Below are 15,689 nucleotides of genomic sequence, written 5' to 3'. Positions count from 1 at the left end.
CTCTTGGGGCGGTGGGTGGGCGGCGTCGGTGATGCGGTCGTAGAGGTGCCGCATGATCGCGTCGGGTTGGCTGCCGGACCAGGCGCTCAGTCTCATGGTGAGTTGTGCGAGGTCGGCGAGTGCGTGTTCGTTGGTGGCCAGGCCGTTGCCGGCGGCGCGTTTGAGTCGGACGGCGATGTCGATGATCGTCTGTTCGGCCTCGGCGGCGGTGATGACGATCCCGGCGGTGCGGGTGGGCAGCGGCAGGAGCGAATCGGCCGGTTCGAGTTCGGCTGCGGTGATCTGCAGGGCTTGGTTGACGCCCGGGATTCGTACGGTGCATTGGGCTTGGCCGTCCGGTGTCGCGGCGAGGGCGGTGATGAACCCCCGCCACAGCGGGTGGCCCGCATTGTCGCCGGTGGCGGTGGGTGGTTGTCGGGGTTGGACCTGGGCGCCGAGCCGGAAGGAGTACTCGGGTGCGTGGTCGGGGCCGCCGCGGTCGATGCGCTGCTGGTGGAGTTCGGCGAGGGTGTCGTGGATGTCGAGGTCGCGGCGGTCGGCGTAGCGGGCGAGTTGCTGGAGGAAGGAGTCGATGAGCCGTTCGGCCAGCGTGGGGTCGGCTCGGTGGCTGTGGATGTGGTCGGGCAGGAGCCGGTACTGGTAGCTGTCGAGTGCGGCGGCGACGGCCTCATCGTGGTCGGGCATGCAGTACCTCCAAGTCATGGGTTCCGGGCGATGGATGTGTGGTGGTCACAACTGCCGGGGACGTGTGCTCGGTCGCGGAGGGGCTGGGCGGCTGGGCGAGGGTGCGTGAGGTTGTTCGCGGGCCAGGCTGGCGGCGATGTCGTTGGGGAACGCGGCCGCTGCCCGGCGAGCAGCCGAGGACGGCTGGTTCAGCGCGCGGATTTCGCGGGCTTGGTGCCGAAGGTGGTGCAGCACGTGGTCGGGTTTGGTGCCCGCCCAGGTGGCCAGTGCGGCCGACAGTTCGGCCAGGTCCGCCAGCACCTGCGGGTCAGCCCCGGTTTCACTGCCCTGTGCTGGCAGGGCGGTGACGAGGTCGATGATGAGGTCTTCGACCTCCAGAGCTGAGAAGGCCGTCCCGCGGGTGCGGGTCATCAGCGGGCTCAGGCGGGTGGCCGGCTCCAGCATGGAGGTGAGGGTGTGCTGCGGGTCGACGAGGCCGGGAATGCGCAGCCTGCATTCGATCTCCTCCTGCCTGGGACCGGATGACTTGAGTTCGGTGATGAAGCCGCGGTGGTGTTCGGCGGCGTGGTCGCGGAATTGGACTTCGGTGTTGAGGCGGAAGCTGTAGCGGGGATTGGTCAGGGCGCCGCCGCGGTCGATGCGGGCCTGGACCAGGGCGTCGAGGAGGTCGACTACGTCCAGGTGGTTGCCTTCGCCGTAGTTGATGAGGTCGATGACCAGGGAGTGCAGGAGTCCTTCGGCTTCGGCGTGGTCGGTGCGGTGGCCGTTGGCCAGGTCGCCGAACAGGTGCTGTTCATAGGCGTCCAAGGCCAGCGCGGTGGCCTCCATACGTTCGGTCATGCGGTTCTCCAGTCAGCGGCTCGGACCACCAGAAGCGGCGTCATGCGTCGACCAGGTCCGGGTCATCGGGGTCGAGGCCGAGCCAGCCGGCGGGGACGGGGATGGTGCGGGCTTGGTGCGGGGTGAGGTGTTCGTTCTCGGTGCATTGGTAGAAGGGGCCGCGGGGGCCGAGGAGGACGGGGATGTGGTGGTCGAGGTGGTCGCGGTACCACAGGGCCATGCCGGTGGCGCCTTGCAGCCGCATCGACTCCCAGGAGAACCACAGGGCGGTGAGGCGGGAGATGGCCTCGCCGTGGCGCCACCATTGCGCGCACCAGCGGAACTCCCCGCCCAGGGTGCGGCGGTACATCGGGACGAAGTGCCCGGTCACCCAGGCGGTGACGTCCGGGTACAGCGATTCGGGACGCTTGCTTTGCGTCGTGGATGGTTCGGGCTTGGGCATGAAGCCTCCAAAGCTGCGGATCGGTGCATTCGAAGGCCCCTTTCTCGTGGAAGCGGATTTACGGCGTGGGCGGGTTACGGCGTGGGCGGGTTGTCTGGGCGGTTGTAGTGGCGGCGGGCGGCCTCGGCGATGGCGCTGTCGGCGGTCTTGATGGCGTTGGTGATGGCGGCGGCGTGCGGGCCGGCGTACCAGGGCCGCAGCCGGATGAGCGCGGGTTTGGTGCCGGTCGCGAGCAGGAGGGCGGTGCCGGTGGGCAGGGCGCGGATGTCGGCGGCTTCGAGGATTTCCTGGCGGCGCAGGGAGATCTGTTCGCTGGCGCGTCCGTCGCTGTAGGTGATGGAGCGGACGGGGACGTCGTGTTGGCCGATGAGGGTGGCCAGGTCGCGGACCAGGCGGGGGGAGTCGATGCCGGCGCCGATGAGTTTGCGGGTCGCGGCGCCCCACAGCGCGGCCATGCCGGGTTCGCCCCAGACGGTCACGCCTTGCTCGTAGCTTTGCAGGATGGTGACGGGGATGATGCCGCGCGAGCCGAGGTGGGAGTACAGCTGGGGCAGGTCGGCGATGCGGCAGATGTTGGCGGCCTCGTCGAGGGCGACGATGAGGGGCGGGTCGAGGCGTCCGCCGGCTTGTTCGGCGCGGCGTTCGGCGGCGCGCATGGTGGTGTCGGTGAGCGCGGCGATCAACGGCGCGGCGGCCGACAGCGATTTGGACAGCAGGTAGAGGGTGTCGAGTGAGGTGGCGAAGGCGTCGGGGTCGAAGACGGGCAGGTCGCGGTTCGGGGTGACCCAGGCCAGGATTTCCTGGTCGCGCAGGGCTTTGGCGGCGGTGCGGGCGGTCTGGTAGATCCCGTCACGGGTCTCGACGGCGCCGTTCTGGGTGCCTTTGAGGGAGGAAGCCATCAGATGGAACCCCGCCTCCTGCAGCAACTCGATGGGAGTGGGGACGGCGGGCTCATCCAGCCACCCGGCCACATGGTGCAGCGAGCGGCCGGAGGTCGCGGCGGCCAAAAAGAGCGCGCAGAGCAGGTCTTGGGCGGCCGGTCCCCACAGGTCCTTCTTCTGGCCGTCGTCGACGGTGAGGACGAAGTGCCCGGCCAGGCGGTGCGCGTCCTCGACGGTGCACAGCCCGGCCAGGGGGTTCCACCACCACGATTGCGGCTGGTAGGTGATGTGCTGCGGGTCGAACAGCCAGGTCGTGCCGCCGGTGCGGTCGGCGCGGACGGCGGCGATCGCCGACCACAGGTCGGCCTTGTTGCTGGTGGCGATCACCGGCCCCGGCGCCGAGAGGACGTGCGGGATGGACTGGGTGGTGGTCTTGCCCGACCGCGGCGCCATGAACGCCACCACCGTGTCCTCGAAAGAAGCGAACAGCGTGGGGCCACTGCGGTCACCCGGGAGCAGGACATCTCCCAGGACCAGGCCGACATCGCTGGGCTCCAGGTCGCCGGGGTCGGATTGGGCGAGTGAACGCCGCAGCGCGATTGCCTTCTCGGCGGTCGCCCCGGGCTGCAGGGCGGTGAGACCGGGGTTGTCGGCGAGCGCAGCGACGGGGTCCCCGGGCTGTGCGAAACGTTCCGCGATCCGCAACCAGACCGCGCAACCCCCGTACACCAGCGCGGCGACCAACAGAACGAGGATGAGCAACACCAGCGGTGTCGGCGTCCCCGGCCACGCCACATCGGTTTCTCCCCGGATGAGGGCGACGGCGAAGTCAGACCCGAACGGCATGACCGACCCGCCGGTGGCCGTAGTGCAGAGCTTGGCGGCGGCCCACACCACCCACAGCCCGACGATGGGCATCCAGCAGGCGGCGAGCACCAGCCAGGCGGCGCCCGCGTTGGAGTGCCACAAGGACGCCTTCGGTCCCAACGCCCGGCTCATGCGCCGCCCCGTACAGCCTGGCCGGTAAGAACTCCTCGACGTGCTTGATCTCTGTGGGGTGCGTGCTCGGGCCTTTCCAGAGGCCGAAGGGGCAAGATCAGTCGGTGTGAAGCGGGGCGCCCGCCTGACGGGCCGACCACCCGGCGGGCCAGGATGTGCCCGTGACATTCCGCGTTCCCAGCACACCGCAGGACCTGGCCCTCATCCGCCGCTATGTGGTCTGGAATCCCGAGTCCTACGCCACCAGCCGCTACCGGAGCCTGCGAAACCCGATACAGCCCCGCAGGCCCGACATCGATGCCTTTGAGGCAGCCCTGGCAAGCGATGCTCGCGAGATCAGCGATGAGGATCTGAGCGCGCTGCTGGAGCTGGAATGGCGCTCCAGAATCACTGCCGGATGGCTCATCGCGCTGGACCGGCGGAGCCAGTTCAGGGACCCCCTCGGTGAGCTTCTGCTGGCCAGTGAACTGGTCTACGCCGGGATCGGGTACTGCATCGCCCTGGCCCGCTTTGGTCAACCCGAAGACGCCGACATCCTGGCCGCCTATCTGGACCACTACCTGCCACGTGCCGACTGCCACTACAACCAGGACGCGGCCATCGGCGCACTGCTTCACCTTGATGAAGTACTCGGCACCAGCCGCGCTGACCGTTTCATCGAGCTCTGGCCGCAGTCGGTATACGCCGGCCAGGACCCACGCGAATGCCGGCGCCACACCGCCGAGCTCTGCGGTTTCGCCGACCGCATCATGAGCCGCCACAACCGACCCTGACGTCGCTCTGAAATGGCCAGTTCCGCCAACTTCGGGCGCAGGCGGCCGCCTCACGGGGCCACCACCCCGCAGTTCCCCCGATAGCGTCCAGGATCTCGACGGATGTTCTGGTCGGTGTCGTAGAGGTCGGTTTCGGGGCCGACGAGGGAGAGTTCGACGGGGATGCCGAGGCGTTCACCGGTCTTGATGAGGTACTTGCCGCGTCCGGGGTGGCGAGCGCCGGGCTGCCAGGAGTCGGGCGCCGACCAGGACGTGACGAGCTGCTGCTCAGGCCCGGTCAGCGGCACGATCTCGTGGACGCGGGCCAGCTCCCGGGGCGGCAACCCGGCAAGGACGGTGATGGCGGAGCGGTCGGCGAACCCTTTGGCCTTGGCGCGGTCTTGTTCGGTGGGCAGGGCGTCGAGGTCGGCGAGGGAGTGGGTGATCATGATCGAGGCCATGCCTTTGGCGCGGTTGAGGCGGGTGAGGGCGTCGGCGTGTTCGACCAGGCCGGGGGCGCCGCGCAGGGCTCGCCAGAGTTCATCGATGACGCCGAGGTAGGAGCGGCGTGGTCCGGCATCCAGGTCGGCCAGGGTGGTGGCGGCGTCGACCATGCCGAAGGCATACGCCCAGGTGCACAGCATCGCGGCGGTCAGCAGCTTGTCACCGGCGGCGCGGACACGGGAGATGTCGACACTGACCGCGGACGCGTCCAAGTTCAGGGGACGGGTGGTGGCGGTGTCGAAGACACCGGCCAGCGACCCGGAGATCAGCAGATCGAGAGTGAACACCAGGTCGCGGGTCTGAGCCCGGTAGGCGTCGCCGGAATCGGTTCGAGTCGCCGTGCGCAACTCGTTGGGTCCTTGCTCCAGCACCCGCAGGACGTCCACGATGGTCGGGTCATGGTCGAGGCGATGATCGAGCAGGTCGATCGCGCGGCCCAGGACGACTTCCTCGGCGTTGGTGATGCGTGCTTCGCGGACGAGGGTGGCCAGCGCCAGCAGCAGCGACAGCCGCCGGGACCGTACTTCCCAGCGGAGCGTCTCGGCGGCGGCGCCGGTGAGACGCCGCCGGGCTTGGTCGAGGGGCCCGGTGTCGAGGGGGTTGATGCGGTCGACGCCGCGTCCGACCCGGATGACCTGGCCGCCCAGGTACTCGACCAGCATGGTGTAGTCGGGTTTGGTGTCGCCCAGGACGATCGGTGTGGTGCCGGTCGCCACAGCCCCGGTGACCAGGCGTTTGACCAGGGTGGATTTTCCGGTGCCGGGTTGTCCGAGGACGAACATGCCGGGGTTGGTGACCAGCCCTTCCCGCAACCACGCCAGCGGGTCCAGGCACACGACCTCGCCCCAGAGTTGATGGCGTCCGACCGGGGTGCCGGCGGTAGGGGTGCCCGACCCGGCCGTGAACGGATACAGGCCGCAGACCTGGCTGGTGGTGGCCTGGTATTCGGGTGCGGGTTCGACGTGCGCGGCGCGCCCGGCGCCGGGGCCGCGCCAGCCCCAGGGCGGGGCGAGCGGTTCGGCCATGGCCCGGGTTTCGGCGTTCGGCAAGCTCGGTTCCTCCAACGCTGTTAGTGGGTGAGGCGGCGGGACAGTTGGGGTGGGCAGATGCCGCAGGGCAGGGTGGTGGCGAACCCGGCGCTCTGGCTGCCCCACAGGCGCCGCAGCCGGATCTTGGCCGAGTCGGCGGCGGTCTCGACGTGCGCGACGGCGCGGCGCAGCTGGTCGGGGTCGGTGGTGGTGACGGTGGCGTACAGCGAGACCAGGCACACCCCGGCGCCCATGGCCTCTTCGGCGGCGGCTTGGCGGGCGCGGGCGGCGTCCCAGCTGTCGCGGGCGGTCTCGTCGCGTCCGGTGCGGCGGCGGAACTGGGCACGAAAAGCTGCCGCGTTCACCTCCTGCTGCAGCACCCGGCTCGCCGCCGCGGCCGGCAGCGCCCGGTACTGCAGGGTGACGCGCTTGGGGAACGGCCCGGGCGCGACCAGCCGGGCCAACACGTCGGAGCGGACGTTCTGGCGGGGTGGTTCGTGCCAGGCCCAGCTCACCGAGACGCCGCCGTCGTGCTCGTAGTACCCGGTGTGCTCGGTCGCGGCGACCGGACCCGCATCACACCAGCTCAACACTTCGCCTGAGTCCGGGCCGGTCAGCAGCCGGTTCACCTCGCCGCGGGCATGCGGGTCGAACGCGGTGCGTACCGCCCCGGCGATCTCCGCGGCCGTCGCCCGCCCCAGGACGGATACCCCGCAGCCACCGAGCCGGGACGCCAGCCCGTCCAACGTGCGGCCCAGCTCCGCGACAGCCTCGTAAAGGTCTTTGGGCCGGGCCGCCGCTGCTTTGGGGTCGAAGGTGATCGAAACGCGGGTGTCGACATCGGCCGCCGCGGCCGGGGCGGTGCGGACCAGTTCGCTCATGATGGTCCGCGCCGCCGCAGGCGTAGCAGGGACGACGGCGCGGCCTACGGCGTCGGCGAGGGTGGAGCCGGGCTCGGGTGCGGTGTCGACGGTGACGGTGACCCATCGGACGGCGGGCATGTGGCCCAGTGCGGCGAGCCAGCCGCCCCAGCCCGCAACCCAGGCGTCGGCGTCGCTACGGTCGGCCAGCCAGGTCGAGGCCGGGACGACCCGTAGCGTGGCGGTCAGCAGCCCGGTGCGGCGGTCCCACACGATCCCGTACCGCCCGCCGTACCCATCCTCAGCGCTCAGCAGTGTCAACGGCGCCAGCACGCCCGGGAGCTGGAACGCGCGTGGGTGGTCGGTAACGACTCCGGCGCGGTAGCGGTTGTGCCCTCGCCACACGCCCCAGCGCCATCGGCAGCGGGCCAGGACCAGCCGCGCCACCGGGACACCACCGATCCGGACCAGCCCCAGCCCGCCACCGATCAGCGCCGGTGGAAGCAGGTAGACCAGCAGCCTCGGCGCGGTCGCAGCGACCAGGACCACCAACAGCGCCGCGCCGAGGGCGACGAAAGTGGAGGTGGTGTCCAGGCCGAGCAGGCCGATTCCGTGCCGGCGCCGCCAGCCGCCGTAGGTGCGGATCTCACTTCCCACCGCCGGTACCTCCATCACTGACCGCGCCGGTCGGACCACCGGCCCCGCCACCAGGACCGCCGGCGCCCCCGGTACTGCCGGTGGCGGCCCAGCGGACCATGTCCTCGCCGCGCTGACGCTCCTTGTCCGCCGTCCGGATCAACGCGGGTCCGACCGGCTCACCCTGACCGCCGTCAGGTGGCGCCCACCCGTATCCGCCTGCAGGGCTGTGCTCCGTTTCAGACGGGATGCTGCCCGGCTGGTCGCTTCCGGGCGGAGCACCCGAGGTGGACGCAGGGTCGTCGGGGTTGGAGGCCGGTGAGTGTCGGTCGGGTGACTCAGATGTCGTGGGCGCCGGGTCTGCCGAGTCGCCGGCGGGTGAGGTGTCCTGGTCGCCGAGCTGCTGCTTGAGGTAGCTGGTGTGCTCGCTGGCCGAGCTGGACTGCCCGTTCCCGGACTCGCCGCCGGAGCCGCCGCTGCCGTAGGCGCGCAGGGCGCCGAGGGCGGCGGCGCTGCTCATCAGCGTGCCGAGCATGCCGCCGCCGCTGCCGGACTCGGTTCCGCCGGTCGTCCAGGTGAAGAACTTCAGCAGGACCGGGAAGGCGACCAGGCTGATCAGCATCATCGTCAGGCCCATCAGCAGCGCGTGCAGACTCTGCCCTTCCCCGACCAGGGTGAACGCGGTCGCGTACACCGCTGCGGCGGCGGGCTTGTAGAAGATCAGCGCGAGCATCCAGCCCGCCACCCGCGCGAACCACGACTTGGTCGCCGCGGTCATCATCCCCGCGGCCGCCAGTGGCAGCAGCCCCGCCAAAATGATCAGTGCCCCGGCGCGAAACAGCAGCAGGATCGCCTGCAGGACGCCGATGACCAGCGCGAACATGCACAGCAGCAGGACCAGCGCGGCCGGTGTCCCCGACGGGAACGTCACGACCTTGGTCATCCGCTGCGCGAAGTCACCTTGCGAGGACGCGCTGAGCACCCAGTCGCACCACTGGTCGCCCCACTGAAGCAGCAGGTTCGGCACCACCACGCCGATCGTGGTGACCGCCGCCAGCACCGCCAGGCCCCGGCCCAGGTCGATCAGCGGGTTGGCCTTGTGGGTCAGCGCCATCTTCGCGGCGACCACCAGCAGCCCCAGCACCGCGACCGCGACCGTCAGCGGCTGGACCAGCAGCTGCAGATGCCCGATCGCCGACTCCTCCTGCAGATCCGGCGAGGGCGTCTCCACCCACCAGGACGCGGTCTTGGAGATCAGCCATCCGACCGCTGCCTGGAACGACTCGGCGGCCTCGTCCAGCATCCGGCCGCCGATCGCGCCCGGGATATCGGGCGGCGGTGGAACCAGCGTGTTCTGGCCATCGTCGTTGTCGACCGGTTGCAGGCAGGCCGGATCGGTGAGGGGCGAACACGGGTCAAGGGGAAGCATCAGGCACCTCCGCCCGGGAAGCGGACATAGCCGTCGGTCGAATCGACCGGGGCCGCCGACCCGGCCCACGTCCCGCCCGGCGGGCCGACGACACGCCAATCACCGCCCTGCCACTGCACCTGGACTCGGGTCACCGCCCGGACGGTCACATCGCTGTCGCCCGGACCGGCCGACACCAGATCCACACTCGCCGCCGCAGGGGAGTAGCCCTGCCACCGAAACCCCTCCAGGACCACGTACCCGCGGCCCAGCGCCTCCCCGTCCGGCCGGTCCCCGCGCAGCTCCTCGTACGCCTCGCGGGCAGCGGCAAGCAAGGCTTCGGCGTCGGGTCCGATGACCTGGTCTTCGATGGTGGGCTCGAACACCTTGGGCCCCCACCGCACGTTCGCCCGCACCACGATGTGGACCGCGGCGAGCAGTGCACCACGCGGCGTCCGGGCAAACCCTGTCGCTAGATCGTTGGCCGTGTCGCGTGGGCCGTCGTCGGCGGAGTAGGGGAGAAGGACACCGTGGTAGTCACGCCACATCATGCCCGTGAACGGCACCTGCGGAGCGCTCGCCAGCTGCCCGGCATGCACCGTTGTGCGGACGGTGATCGGCGGGCTGGTCGGCTCGGTCCTGAACGCCACCGGCATGACAAGGCCGATCAGGGCTCCTGCGGCGATCACTACGGTCGTGATGATCCAGCCACGGCGCTGCCACGCGAGACTGCCCGGACGCTGCTGATTCTTCGACCGATTCATTCGAAGAATACCCCGACGATCGGCGCGGCTGTCGCCGCCAGGCTGAGCCCGCCCAGCACCCACGGGATGCCGGTCGCGCCATCGGCCGCGAACGTCGACCGATTCTTACGTCCGATGGCCATCTGACCCGCGCAGATGAACAGGCCCGCGACACCGCAGATCAGCACGCCCCACTTACCCCACGCAAGCAACGTCTCCATCTTCTGATCCAGCCCCGGCGGCGGCTCCGGAGCAGGATCAGGCACATCCACATCGGCGCGCGGCACCAACCGCAACAGGTCCATGAGCCAGACGAGCACGGTCACCGCCCCCGCTCGCCTGACCCGCCGACCAGACGGCGCAGCTCGTCGAGGGCGTGGCGCGCCTTGCCCGGCAGGTCAACGACCGTGGGGTCTTCCACCAGCCGCAACGCCCGCACATGCGGGACGCGCACCACACCGCCGACCCGCGCGTTCAGCAGCGCGAACCGGGCCGTCGCGTCCCGCGATTCCGGGCCGCCGTCGCTGACGATCGCCAGTGCCGACACCCGCTCCTCCCAGTCCCGCAGGGCGCCGATCGCGGCCGTGGCGTCCTTGGCCGCCACCGCGGTGTTCCGCACGACCAGGACTACCGGGCGGCCCTTGGTGCGCAGCGGCGAGCGGCCCAGCTCCAGCAGCGGCTTGATCGACCCCATGTCCCACGCCGCGGGCAGCAGCGCGGTCAGCGTGGACGTCCCCGCGCCGCCATGTGCGCCGGCCACGACCACGTCCAGCACTTCGTCCTGCTCTTCCTGCGCCGTGCTGGCGCGGGTCGGTTCGGTTTGTCGAAGACTCACCCGCATACCCCCGAATCAATGCTCTGGGTTGTTGAGCGATCACAGTACGTGGCAAGATTGTGGAGCGCAAGTATCACCAAACAACTTCTGGAATCGCCATCACGCTCAAAAACGTGCTTCCGCAGCACCAACCCGCCACACTGGAAAGGAACAACCCGTGACCGCCACCCCAGGAGCCCCGCGATGACCGAGACACCCGGCCGCGACCCCGACGTCCTCACCACCGCCGAACTCGCGACCAAACTCGGCCTCTCGCCCCAGACCGTCCGCCGGATGGCCAACGCCGGGCAGATCCCCGCCCTCAAAACCGGCAAGGACTTCCGCTACTCCTGGGAAGCGGTCCGCCAGGTGCTGCGGCAGCCCCACCACCAACCCGGGGAAGCCGCCGATGACCCAACCCACCAGCCACAACCCACCCAGCCCGAACCGAGGAAGGGCGCCGGGTACCGCGCCCAACGCCGCGCCCGCACCGGCGCCCACAACACCACCGACTAGCCGGCCTGCCTCACCTCGGCGGCCCACCCGGTGAAGGTCGCCGCCGCCTGCGCCACCGTCCTCACCCTGCCGCTGGCGCTCGTCCTTCTGCTCGCTGGACAGGACTCGGCCGCGGGCATCAACTCAAGCCTGGCCGGGGCACCCACCGTTGAGGCCAAACGCGACATCCCACCGGCGTACCTGCGCTGGTACCTCGATGCTGCACAGACCTGCCCCGGCCTGCCCTGGAACGTCCTGGCCGCGATCGGCAAGATCGAATCCGACCACGGCCGCTCCACCATGCCCGGCGTCGGTTCCGGTGAGAACCACGCCGGAGCCGGTGGCCCCATGCAGTTCCTCGCCTCCACCTGGGTCGCCTATGGCGCCGACGGCGATCACGACGGAACCAAAGATCGCTACAACCCCGCCGACGCCATCCACGGCGCCGCCAACTACCTCTGCGCCAACGGCGCCGGCAAAGGTGGCACACACCTACGCCGCGCGATCTGGCACTACAACCACGCCGACTGGTACGTCCGCAAAGTCCTCGACCAAGCCGCCCGCTACGCCACCCCCACCACCAGCCGACGCGGCGCCATCGCCGTCCAAGCCGCGCTGCGGTGGCTCGGCACTCCCTACTCCTGGGGAGGCGGCGGACCCTCAGGCCCCACCTACGGCATCGCCCACGGCGCCGCCACCAAAGGCTTCGACTGCTCCGGCCTCACCCAACACGCCTGGGCCCAAGCCGGCGCCCGCATCCCCCGTGTCGCCGCCGCCCAATACAACGCCGGAACCCACATCCCAAGGAGAGCGCTCCAGCCCGGCGACCTGCTGTTCTTCGCCACCGACACCACCGACCCCGCCACCATCCACCACGTCGGCATCTACTACGGCCACGGACGCATGATCCACGCCCCCCACACCGGCGACGTCGTCCGCATCGCCCAATTCACCGGCAACCCCCACCGCGAACACCAGTACATCGGCGCCACCCGCCCCACAGTCCGCAACGCCCAAACCTGACCGGAGGCCCGCCCTTGCACCACCACCGAAACCCAGACTGTGAGCCACACAACCGCAGGGGGAACCACGCCCACGCTCGCTCTGCAACCAGTCGCCAGCACTCGAAGACGACGTCACCACAACCGGAGAAGGCCAAGAGCCCGCCACCTTGCGGGCCGATCCGCGCCTTCAGCTACGGCGGCGGCTGGCAATCCACCGCCGCCCTCGTCCTGGCCGCCCAAGGCCGAATCGACTTCGCCACGTTCCTGTTCGCCAACGTCGGCGACGACTCCGAACACCCCGCCACCCTGCGCTACATCCACGACCACGCCGCCCCCTACGCCGCCGCCCACGGCATCGACCTGCGCCAACTGCACCGCATCCGCCGCGACGGCACCACCGAAACCCTCTACGGCCGCCTCACCCGCGAAGGCTCCCGCTCCATCCCCATCCCCGTCCGCATGAGCAACGGCGCACCCGGCACCCGCTCCTGCACCGCCGACTTCAAAATCCGCGTCATCGGCCGCTGGCTCAAAACCCACGGCGCCAGCCCTGCCAACCCCGCCACCATCGCCATCGGCATCAGCCTCGACGAAATCCACCGCGCCAACACCCGCCGCCACGAACCCTACGAACGCATCGTCTACCCACTCCTCGACCTCGGCATCCGCCGCACCGACTGCCCCCGCATCATCCGCTCCGCCGGCCTACCCGTCCCACCCAAATCCGCCTGCTGGTTCTGCCCCTTCCACCGCCTCACCACCTGGCAAGACATGCGCCGCCACCAACCAGCCCTGTTCACCAAAGCCTGTGACCTCGAAACCACCATCAACCAACGCCGCCGCGCCCTCGGCAAAGACCCCGTCTACCTCACCCGCTACAACGCCCCACTCGCCGACGTCACCCCCGAGACCGACACCCTCCCCTTCGAAGGCGCAGAGGGCACCTGCGACACCGGCTGGTGCTTCACCTGAAGCAGCGCAACACCGGCTCCTCAACCATCGACATGAGTCTCACGGAGGCCAAGACCATGCAGCCCCTCAAGTACGTCGAACTCGCCGAACTCCCCAGCGTCGTCGGCATCGTCACCGCGGCCCGCGCCCTGGGTCTCTCCCGCACTTACGCCTACCAACTCGCCAAGAACGATCAGTTCCCCTGCAAGGTAATTCGCATCGGCAACTGCTACAGAGTCCCCACCGCCGCCCTTCTCAGTCTCCTTGACGCCGAACGAAAGCCGACCGAGTAAAGCTGCGACATCAGCCACCGCCTGAACAATGTCGGTATGGGGCTGCGCAGGGTGGTGATGCACGCCGTCCGGCGGGTGCATCGCACAAAACCGGTGGCGGCTTCCGAGGTTGGCGCGCCGAGGGACGCCAGCGGAATCGCGATCTGGCCGGGCCATATGGCACTACACCGTCACGGACTAGTCACTCGGACTCGCAGACGGGCCCCGGGCGCTATGCACCTGGCAACCAGGTAGTTCACCCTGCTGGGCGGTGTTTGCGTAGTGCTGTTGCGAGTTCGGCGGAGAACTGTTCGGCGTCGGCCAGGCGGGCGCGGATCTTCTCGCAGCGTTCCTCGACCAGGGAACGGTAGACGGCCAGGCGTTTGCCGAGGTCGGTGCGGGCGGCCTCGTCGGTATCGGGGGACTGAAGCTGGTCCAGGATGTCCAGCAGGTCGCGCATTTCTTCGAGGGCGAAGTCGAGAGGTTTCATGCGCTTGACGACCAGGAGGCGGGTGACGTCGTCGTCGGTGTAGAGGCGGAAGCCGCCCTGGGAGCGGGCGGTGGGCAGGGCGAGTCCGACCTCTTCGTAGTGGCGGATGGTGCGCAGGCTCAGACCCGTCCGGTCGGCGACCTCGCCGATCTGCATGTGCCTGCCGTCCGTCGGGTGCCTCCTCGCGCCGCCGGCGTGCCGGGCCGGGGGCGGATGATCCATGTCGTCGGTCAAGCTTGCCATCTTCTGCCTCGTGGTGCGGTCGGCGCTACGCGGGTGCTGTCAGTGCCGGAATCGGGCGATTCCAGTGGGCCGGAGCGTGCAGGGAATCCGGTTCGAGCCGTCCTTAATCTTACGAAAGAGTAGAGTAGTCGGGTGCTCTTGCTCGTCGCCGCTGTGGCATGGAGCTCATACTTCCCCGCTCCTCGCCACAGTGGCGACCTCTGTCTACGGCAGATCCGCCCGGCTGGTCCCGTATCGGTTCTTTGAACGCTCCATGGTCGCACTTCCCAACACGGCCAGGCTCTACATCTGCGCCGTGGTCGCATCCACCGGAGCGCTGGTGGCGTCCTTGCTCTCGGGCGGGTCCTTCGCCGCCATGGACTGGCACGCGCTGCTCGCACTCGCGGTGTTGTTCGTGGTCTGTGACTCGCTGCCGGCCCGCCTGAACGTCGAGGGGGCCCGGGTGTCGCTCGGTTTCGCGGCGAGCCTGGCCTCGGTGGTCCTGCTCGGCCCCGCCGGGACGGCGCTGGTAGGTGCCTCGGCCATGGCCACCGGGCAGCGCAAGGTCGGGCCGGTCAAGCGGCTGTTCAACGGAGCGCAGTTCGCGTTGAGCGGCTTCGCCGCGGGGACGGTGTTCGTCCTGCTCGGCGGCGGCCGGTTCGAGCCCGGTCAGGGCGGCTGGATCGGGCAGGTCATCGTGCCGTTTCTGGCCGCGCTGGTCACCTTCGTGGTGTTGAACCTCGGGCTGACGGCGGGGGTGCTGCTGCTGAGCGGGCGGGCGGCCGCCGGTGAGCTGGCGCGGGCGAGCGGCCCGGTCGCCGCGGGATGCGTCGGGTACGGCATGTTCGGGTTGCTGATCGCGGGTCTGTGGGGGCGGCTCGGACTACTGGTGGCGGTGCTGGTGCTGCTGCCGCTGCTGGTGGCGCGGTGGGCGCTGGAGCAGGCGTTCGCGCAGCAGCGGGCTCATGACGCGACGCTGGCGGCGCTGTGCCAGGCGGTGGAGACCAAGGACCCGTTCACACGCGGGCACTGCGGACGGGTCTCGCGGGCGGCGGTGATGATCGCCCGGCAGCTCGGGATGCGGCCGGAACGTGTCGAGACGCTCCGGTACACGGGGATGTTGCACGATGTCGGCAAGCTCGGCGTCCCGACCGGCATCCTCACCAAGGACGGGCCGCTGACCGATGAGGAGTACGCCGCCGTCCAGTTGCATCCGATGCGGGGACTGGAGATCGTCCGGGAGATCGGATTCCTGGACGAGGCCCTGGCCGGGATCATGCACCATCACGAGCGGATGGACGGCCGCGGCTACCCGATGGGGCTGGCCGGGGACGAGATCCCCGAGTTCGCGCGGGTGATCGGTGTGGCGGACGCCTTCGACGTGATGACCTCCACGCGTCCCTACCGCAGGGCCCGTCCGGTCGAGGAAGCGGTGCGGGAACTGCGGCGCTGTTCGGGGACCCAGTTCGATCCGGTCATGGTCGACGCGTTCCTGCGGGCTCTTGAGTCGTGTGGCTGGGAGACGGGAGAAGGGCCGCGGGAAGCGGCTGGGAGTGCAGGACGTGCAGGGACGTGACCGCCCGGGTGAGGGCGACGTAGAGCCGGTTCAGCCCGCGGGGACCGGCCGCGATGATGTCCGCCGGTTCCACGACGGCGACCGCGTC

The 15,689-nt window shown here is 69.9% G+C and carries 17 protein-coding genes and 1 pseudogene; 6 read left to right on the top strand and 12 right to left on the bottom strand.

Annotated elements, in window-relative coordinates:
• The 4 genes from E1289_RS30315 to E1289_RS30300 form a co-directional block, all read right to left on the bottom strand.
• A partial coding sequence (locus E1289_RS30315; protein WP_131986288.1) for a hypothetical protein occupies positions 1 to 684 on the bottom strand: 684 nt, incomplete at its 3' end.
• Positions 685 to 729: 45 nt separating this feature from the next.
• On the bottom strand, positions 730 to 1,524 hold the full coding sequence (locus tag E1289_RS30310) for a hypothetical protein (protein ID WP_131986286.1): 795 nt from the start codon (positions 1,522 to 1,524) through the stop codon (positions 730 to 732).
• A gap of 40 nt (positions 1,525 to 1,564) precedes the next feature.
• Positions 1,565 to 1,966: a DUF4913 domain-containing protein gene (locus tag E1289_RS30305; protein ID WP_131986284.1), complete on the bottom strand. Its 402-nt coding sequence runs from the start codon at positions 1,964 to 1,966 to the stop codon at positions 1,565 to 1,567.
• A gap of 74 nt (positions 1,967 to 2,040) precedes the next feature.
• The gene (locus tag E1289_RS30300) at positions 2,041 to 3,846 is read right to left on the bottom strand and encodes a TraM recognition domain-containing protein (protein ID WP_207929252.1); all 1,806 of its coding nucleotides are present in this window, start codon (positions 3,844 to 3,846) and stop codon (positions 2,041 to 2,043) included.
• 161 nt (positions 3,847 to 4,007) lie between these two features.
• Here E1289_RS30300 and E1289_RS30295 point away from each other — a divergent pair, with 161 nt between their 5' ends.
• On the top strand, positions 4,008 to 4,619 hold the full coding sequence (locus tag E1289_RS30295; protein WP_131986282.1) for a DUF6000 family protein: 612 nt from the start codon (positions 4,008 to 4,010) through the stop codon (positions 4,617 to 4,619).
• A gap of 50 nt (positions 4,620 to 4,669) precedes the next feature.
• Here the strand turns inward: E1289_RS30295 and E1289_RS30290 are convergent, their stop codons facing one another.
• The 6 genes from E1289_RS30290 to E1289_RS38490 form a co-directional block, all read right to left on the bottom strand.
• A complete protein-coding gene (locus E1289_RS30290) occupies positions 4,670 to 6,151 on the bottom strand; it encodes a hypothetical protein (RefSeq protein ID WP_207929251.1) in 1,482 nt (493 codons plus the stop codon).
• Positions 6,152 to 6,171: 20 nt separating this feature from the next.
• A complete protein-coding gene (locus E1289_RS30285) occupies positions 6,172 to 7,647 on the bottom strand; it encodes an SCO6880 family protein (RefSeq protein WP_243713249.1) in 1,476 nt (491 codons plus the stop codon).
• The gene (locus E1289_RS30280; protein WP_131986278.1) at positions 7,637 to 9,055 is read right to left on the bottom strand and encodes a hypothetical protein; all 1,419 of its coding nucleotides are present in this window, start codon (positions 9,053 to 9,055) and stop codon (positions 7,637 to 7,639) included. Before E1289_RS30280 ends, E1289_RS30285 begins: the two co-directional genes overlap by 11 nt.
• Positions 9,055 to 9,723 (bottom strand): hypothetical protein, encoded by a 669-nt coding sequence (locus E1289_RS30275; protein WP_131986276.1) that lies wholly within the window; start codon positions 9,721 to 9,723, stop codon positions 9,055 to 9,057. The genes E1289_RS30280 and E1289_RS30275 overlap by 1 nt, the downstream gene beginning before the upstream one ends.
• A gap of 71 nt (positions 9,724 to 9,794) precedes the next feature.
• Entirely contained in the window at positions 9,795 to 10,103 is a 309-nt protein-coding gene (locus E1289_RS30270) for a hypothetical protein (protein ID WP_207929250.1), read from the bottom strand.
• On the bottom strand, positions 10,100 to 10,612 hold the full coding sequence (locus tag E1289_RS38490) for a hypothetical protein (protein ID WP_165970668.1): 513 nt from the start codon (positions 10,610 to 10,612) through the stop codon (positions 10,100 to 10,102). The genes E1289_RS30270 and E1289_RS38490 overlap by 4 nt, the downstream gene beginning before the upstream one ends.
• A 183-nt stretch (positions 10,613 to 10,795) precedes the next feature.
• On the opposite strand from E1289_RS38490, the gene E1289_RS38485 reads away from it, so the two are divergent.
• The 4 genes from E1289_RS38485 to E1289_RS30250 are packed head-to-tail and all read left to right on the top strand — an operon-like array spanning position 10,796 to position 13,334.
• A complete protein-coding gene (locus E1289_RS38485) occupies positions 10,796 to 11,107 on the top strand; it encodes a helix-turn-helix domain-containing protein (protein WP_165970667.1) in 312 nt (103 codons plus the stop codon).
• Between the two features lie 30 nt (positions 11,108 to 11,137).
• Positions 11,138 to 12,109 carry a bifunctional lytic transglycosylase/C40 family peptidase gene (locus E1289_RS30260; RefSeq protein WP_131986272.1) on the top strand — a complete coding sequence of 324 codons (972 nt, stop codon included), beginning with the start codon at positions 11,138 to 11,140 and terminating at the stop codon, positions 12,107 to 12,109.
• Positions 12,110 to 12,123: 14 nt separating this feature from the next.
• Complete coding sequence (locus E1289_RS30255) at positions 12,124 to 13,062, top strand: phosphoadenosine phosphosulfate reductase (RefSeq protein WP_207929249.1); 939 nt, start codon at positions 12,124 to 12,126, stop codon at positions 13,060 to 13,062.
• A 32-nt stretch (positions 13,063 to 13,094) separates the two neighbouring features.
• On the top strand, positions 13,095 to 13,334 hold the full coding sequence (locus tag E1289_RS30250) for a helix-turn-helix domain-containing protein (RefSeq protein ID WP_243713248.1): 240 nt from the start codon (positions 13,095 to 13,097) through the stop codon (positions 13,332 to 13,334).
• A gap of 235 nt (positions 13,335 to 13,569) precedes the next feature.
• On the opposite strand, the gene E1289_RS30245 is transcribed toward E1289_RS30250, so the two are convergent.
• Positions 13,570 to 13,959, bottom strand: a complete 390-nt coding sequence (locus E1289_RS30245) for a MerR family transcriptional regulator (RefSeq protein WP_207929253.1) — start codon at positions 13,957 to 13,959, stop codon at positions 13,570 to 13,572.
• 64 nt (positions 13,960 to 14,023) lie between these two features.
• On the opposite strand from E1289_RS30245, the pseudogene E1289_RS40355 reads away from it, so the two are divergent.
• Positions 14,024 to 15,439 (top strand): annotated as a pseudogene (locus E1289_RS40355) (HD-GYP domain-containing protein); the annotation flags it as partial.
• A gap of 61 nt (positions 15,440 to 15,500) precedes the next feature.
• Here the strand turns inward: E1289_RS40355 and E1289_RS39850 are convergent.
• The coding region (locus E1289_RS39850; protein WP_131986268.1) for a hypothetical protein at positions 15,501 to 15,689 on the bottom strand (189 nt) is incomplete at its 5' end.

The organism is Actinomadura sp. 6K520 (genome assembly GCF_004349245.1).
Classification (GTDB): domain Bacteria; phylum Actinomycetota; class Actinomycetes; order Streptosporangiales; family Streptosporangiaceae; genus Spirillospora.
The sequence above is the reverse complement of the archived record's forward strand: the minus strand, read 5'-3'. Positions and strand labels throughout refer to the sequence as shown.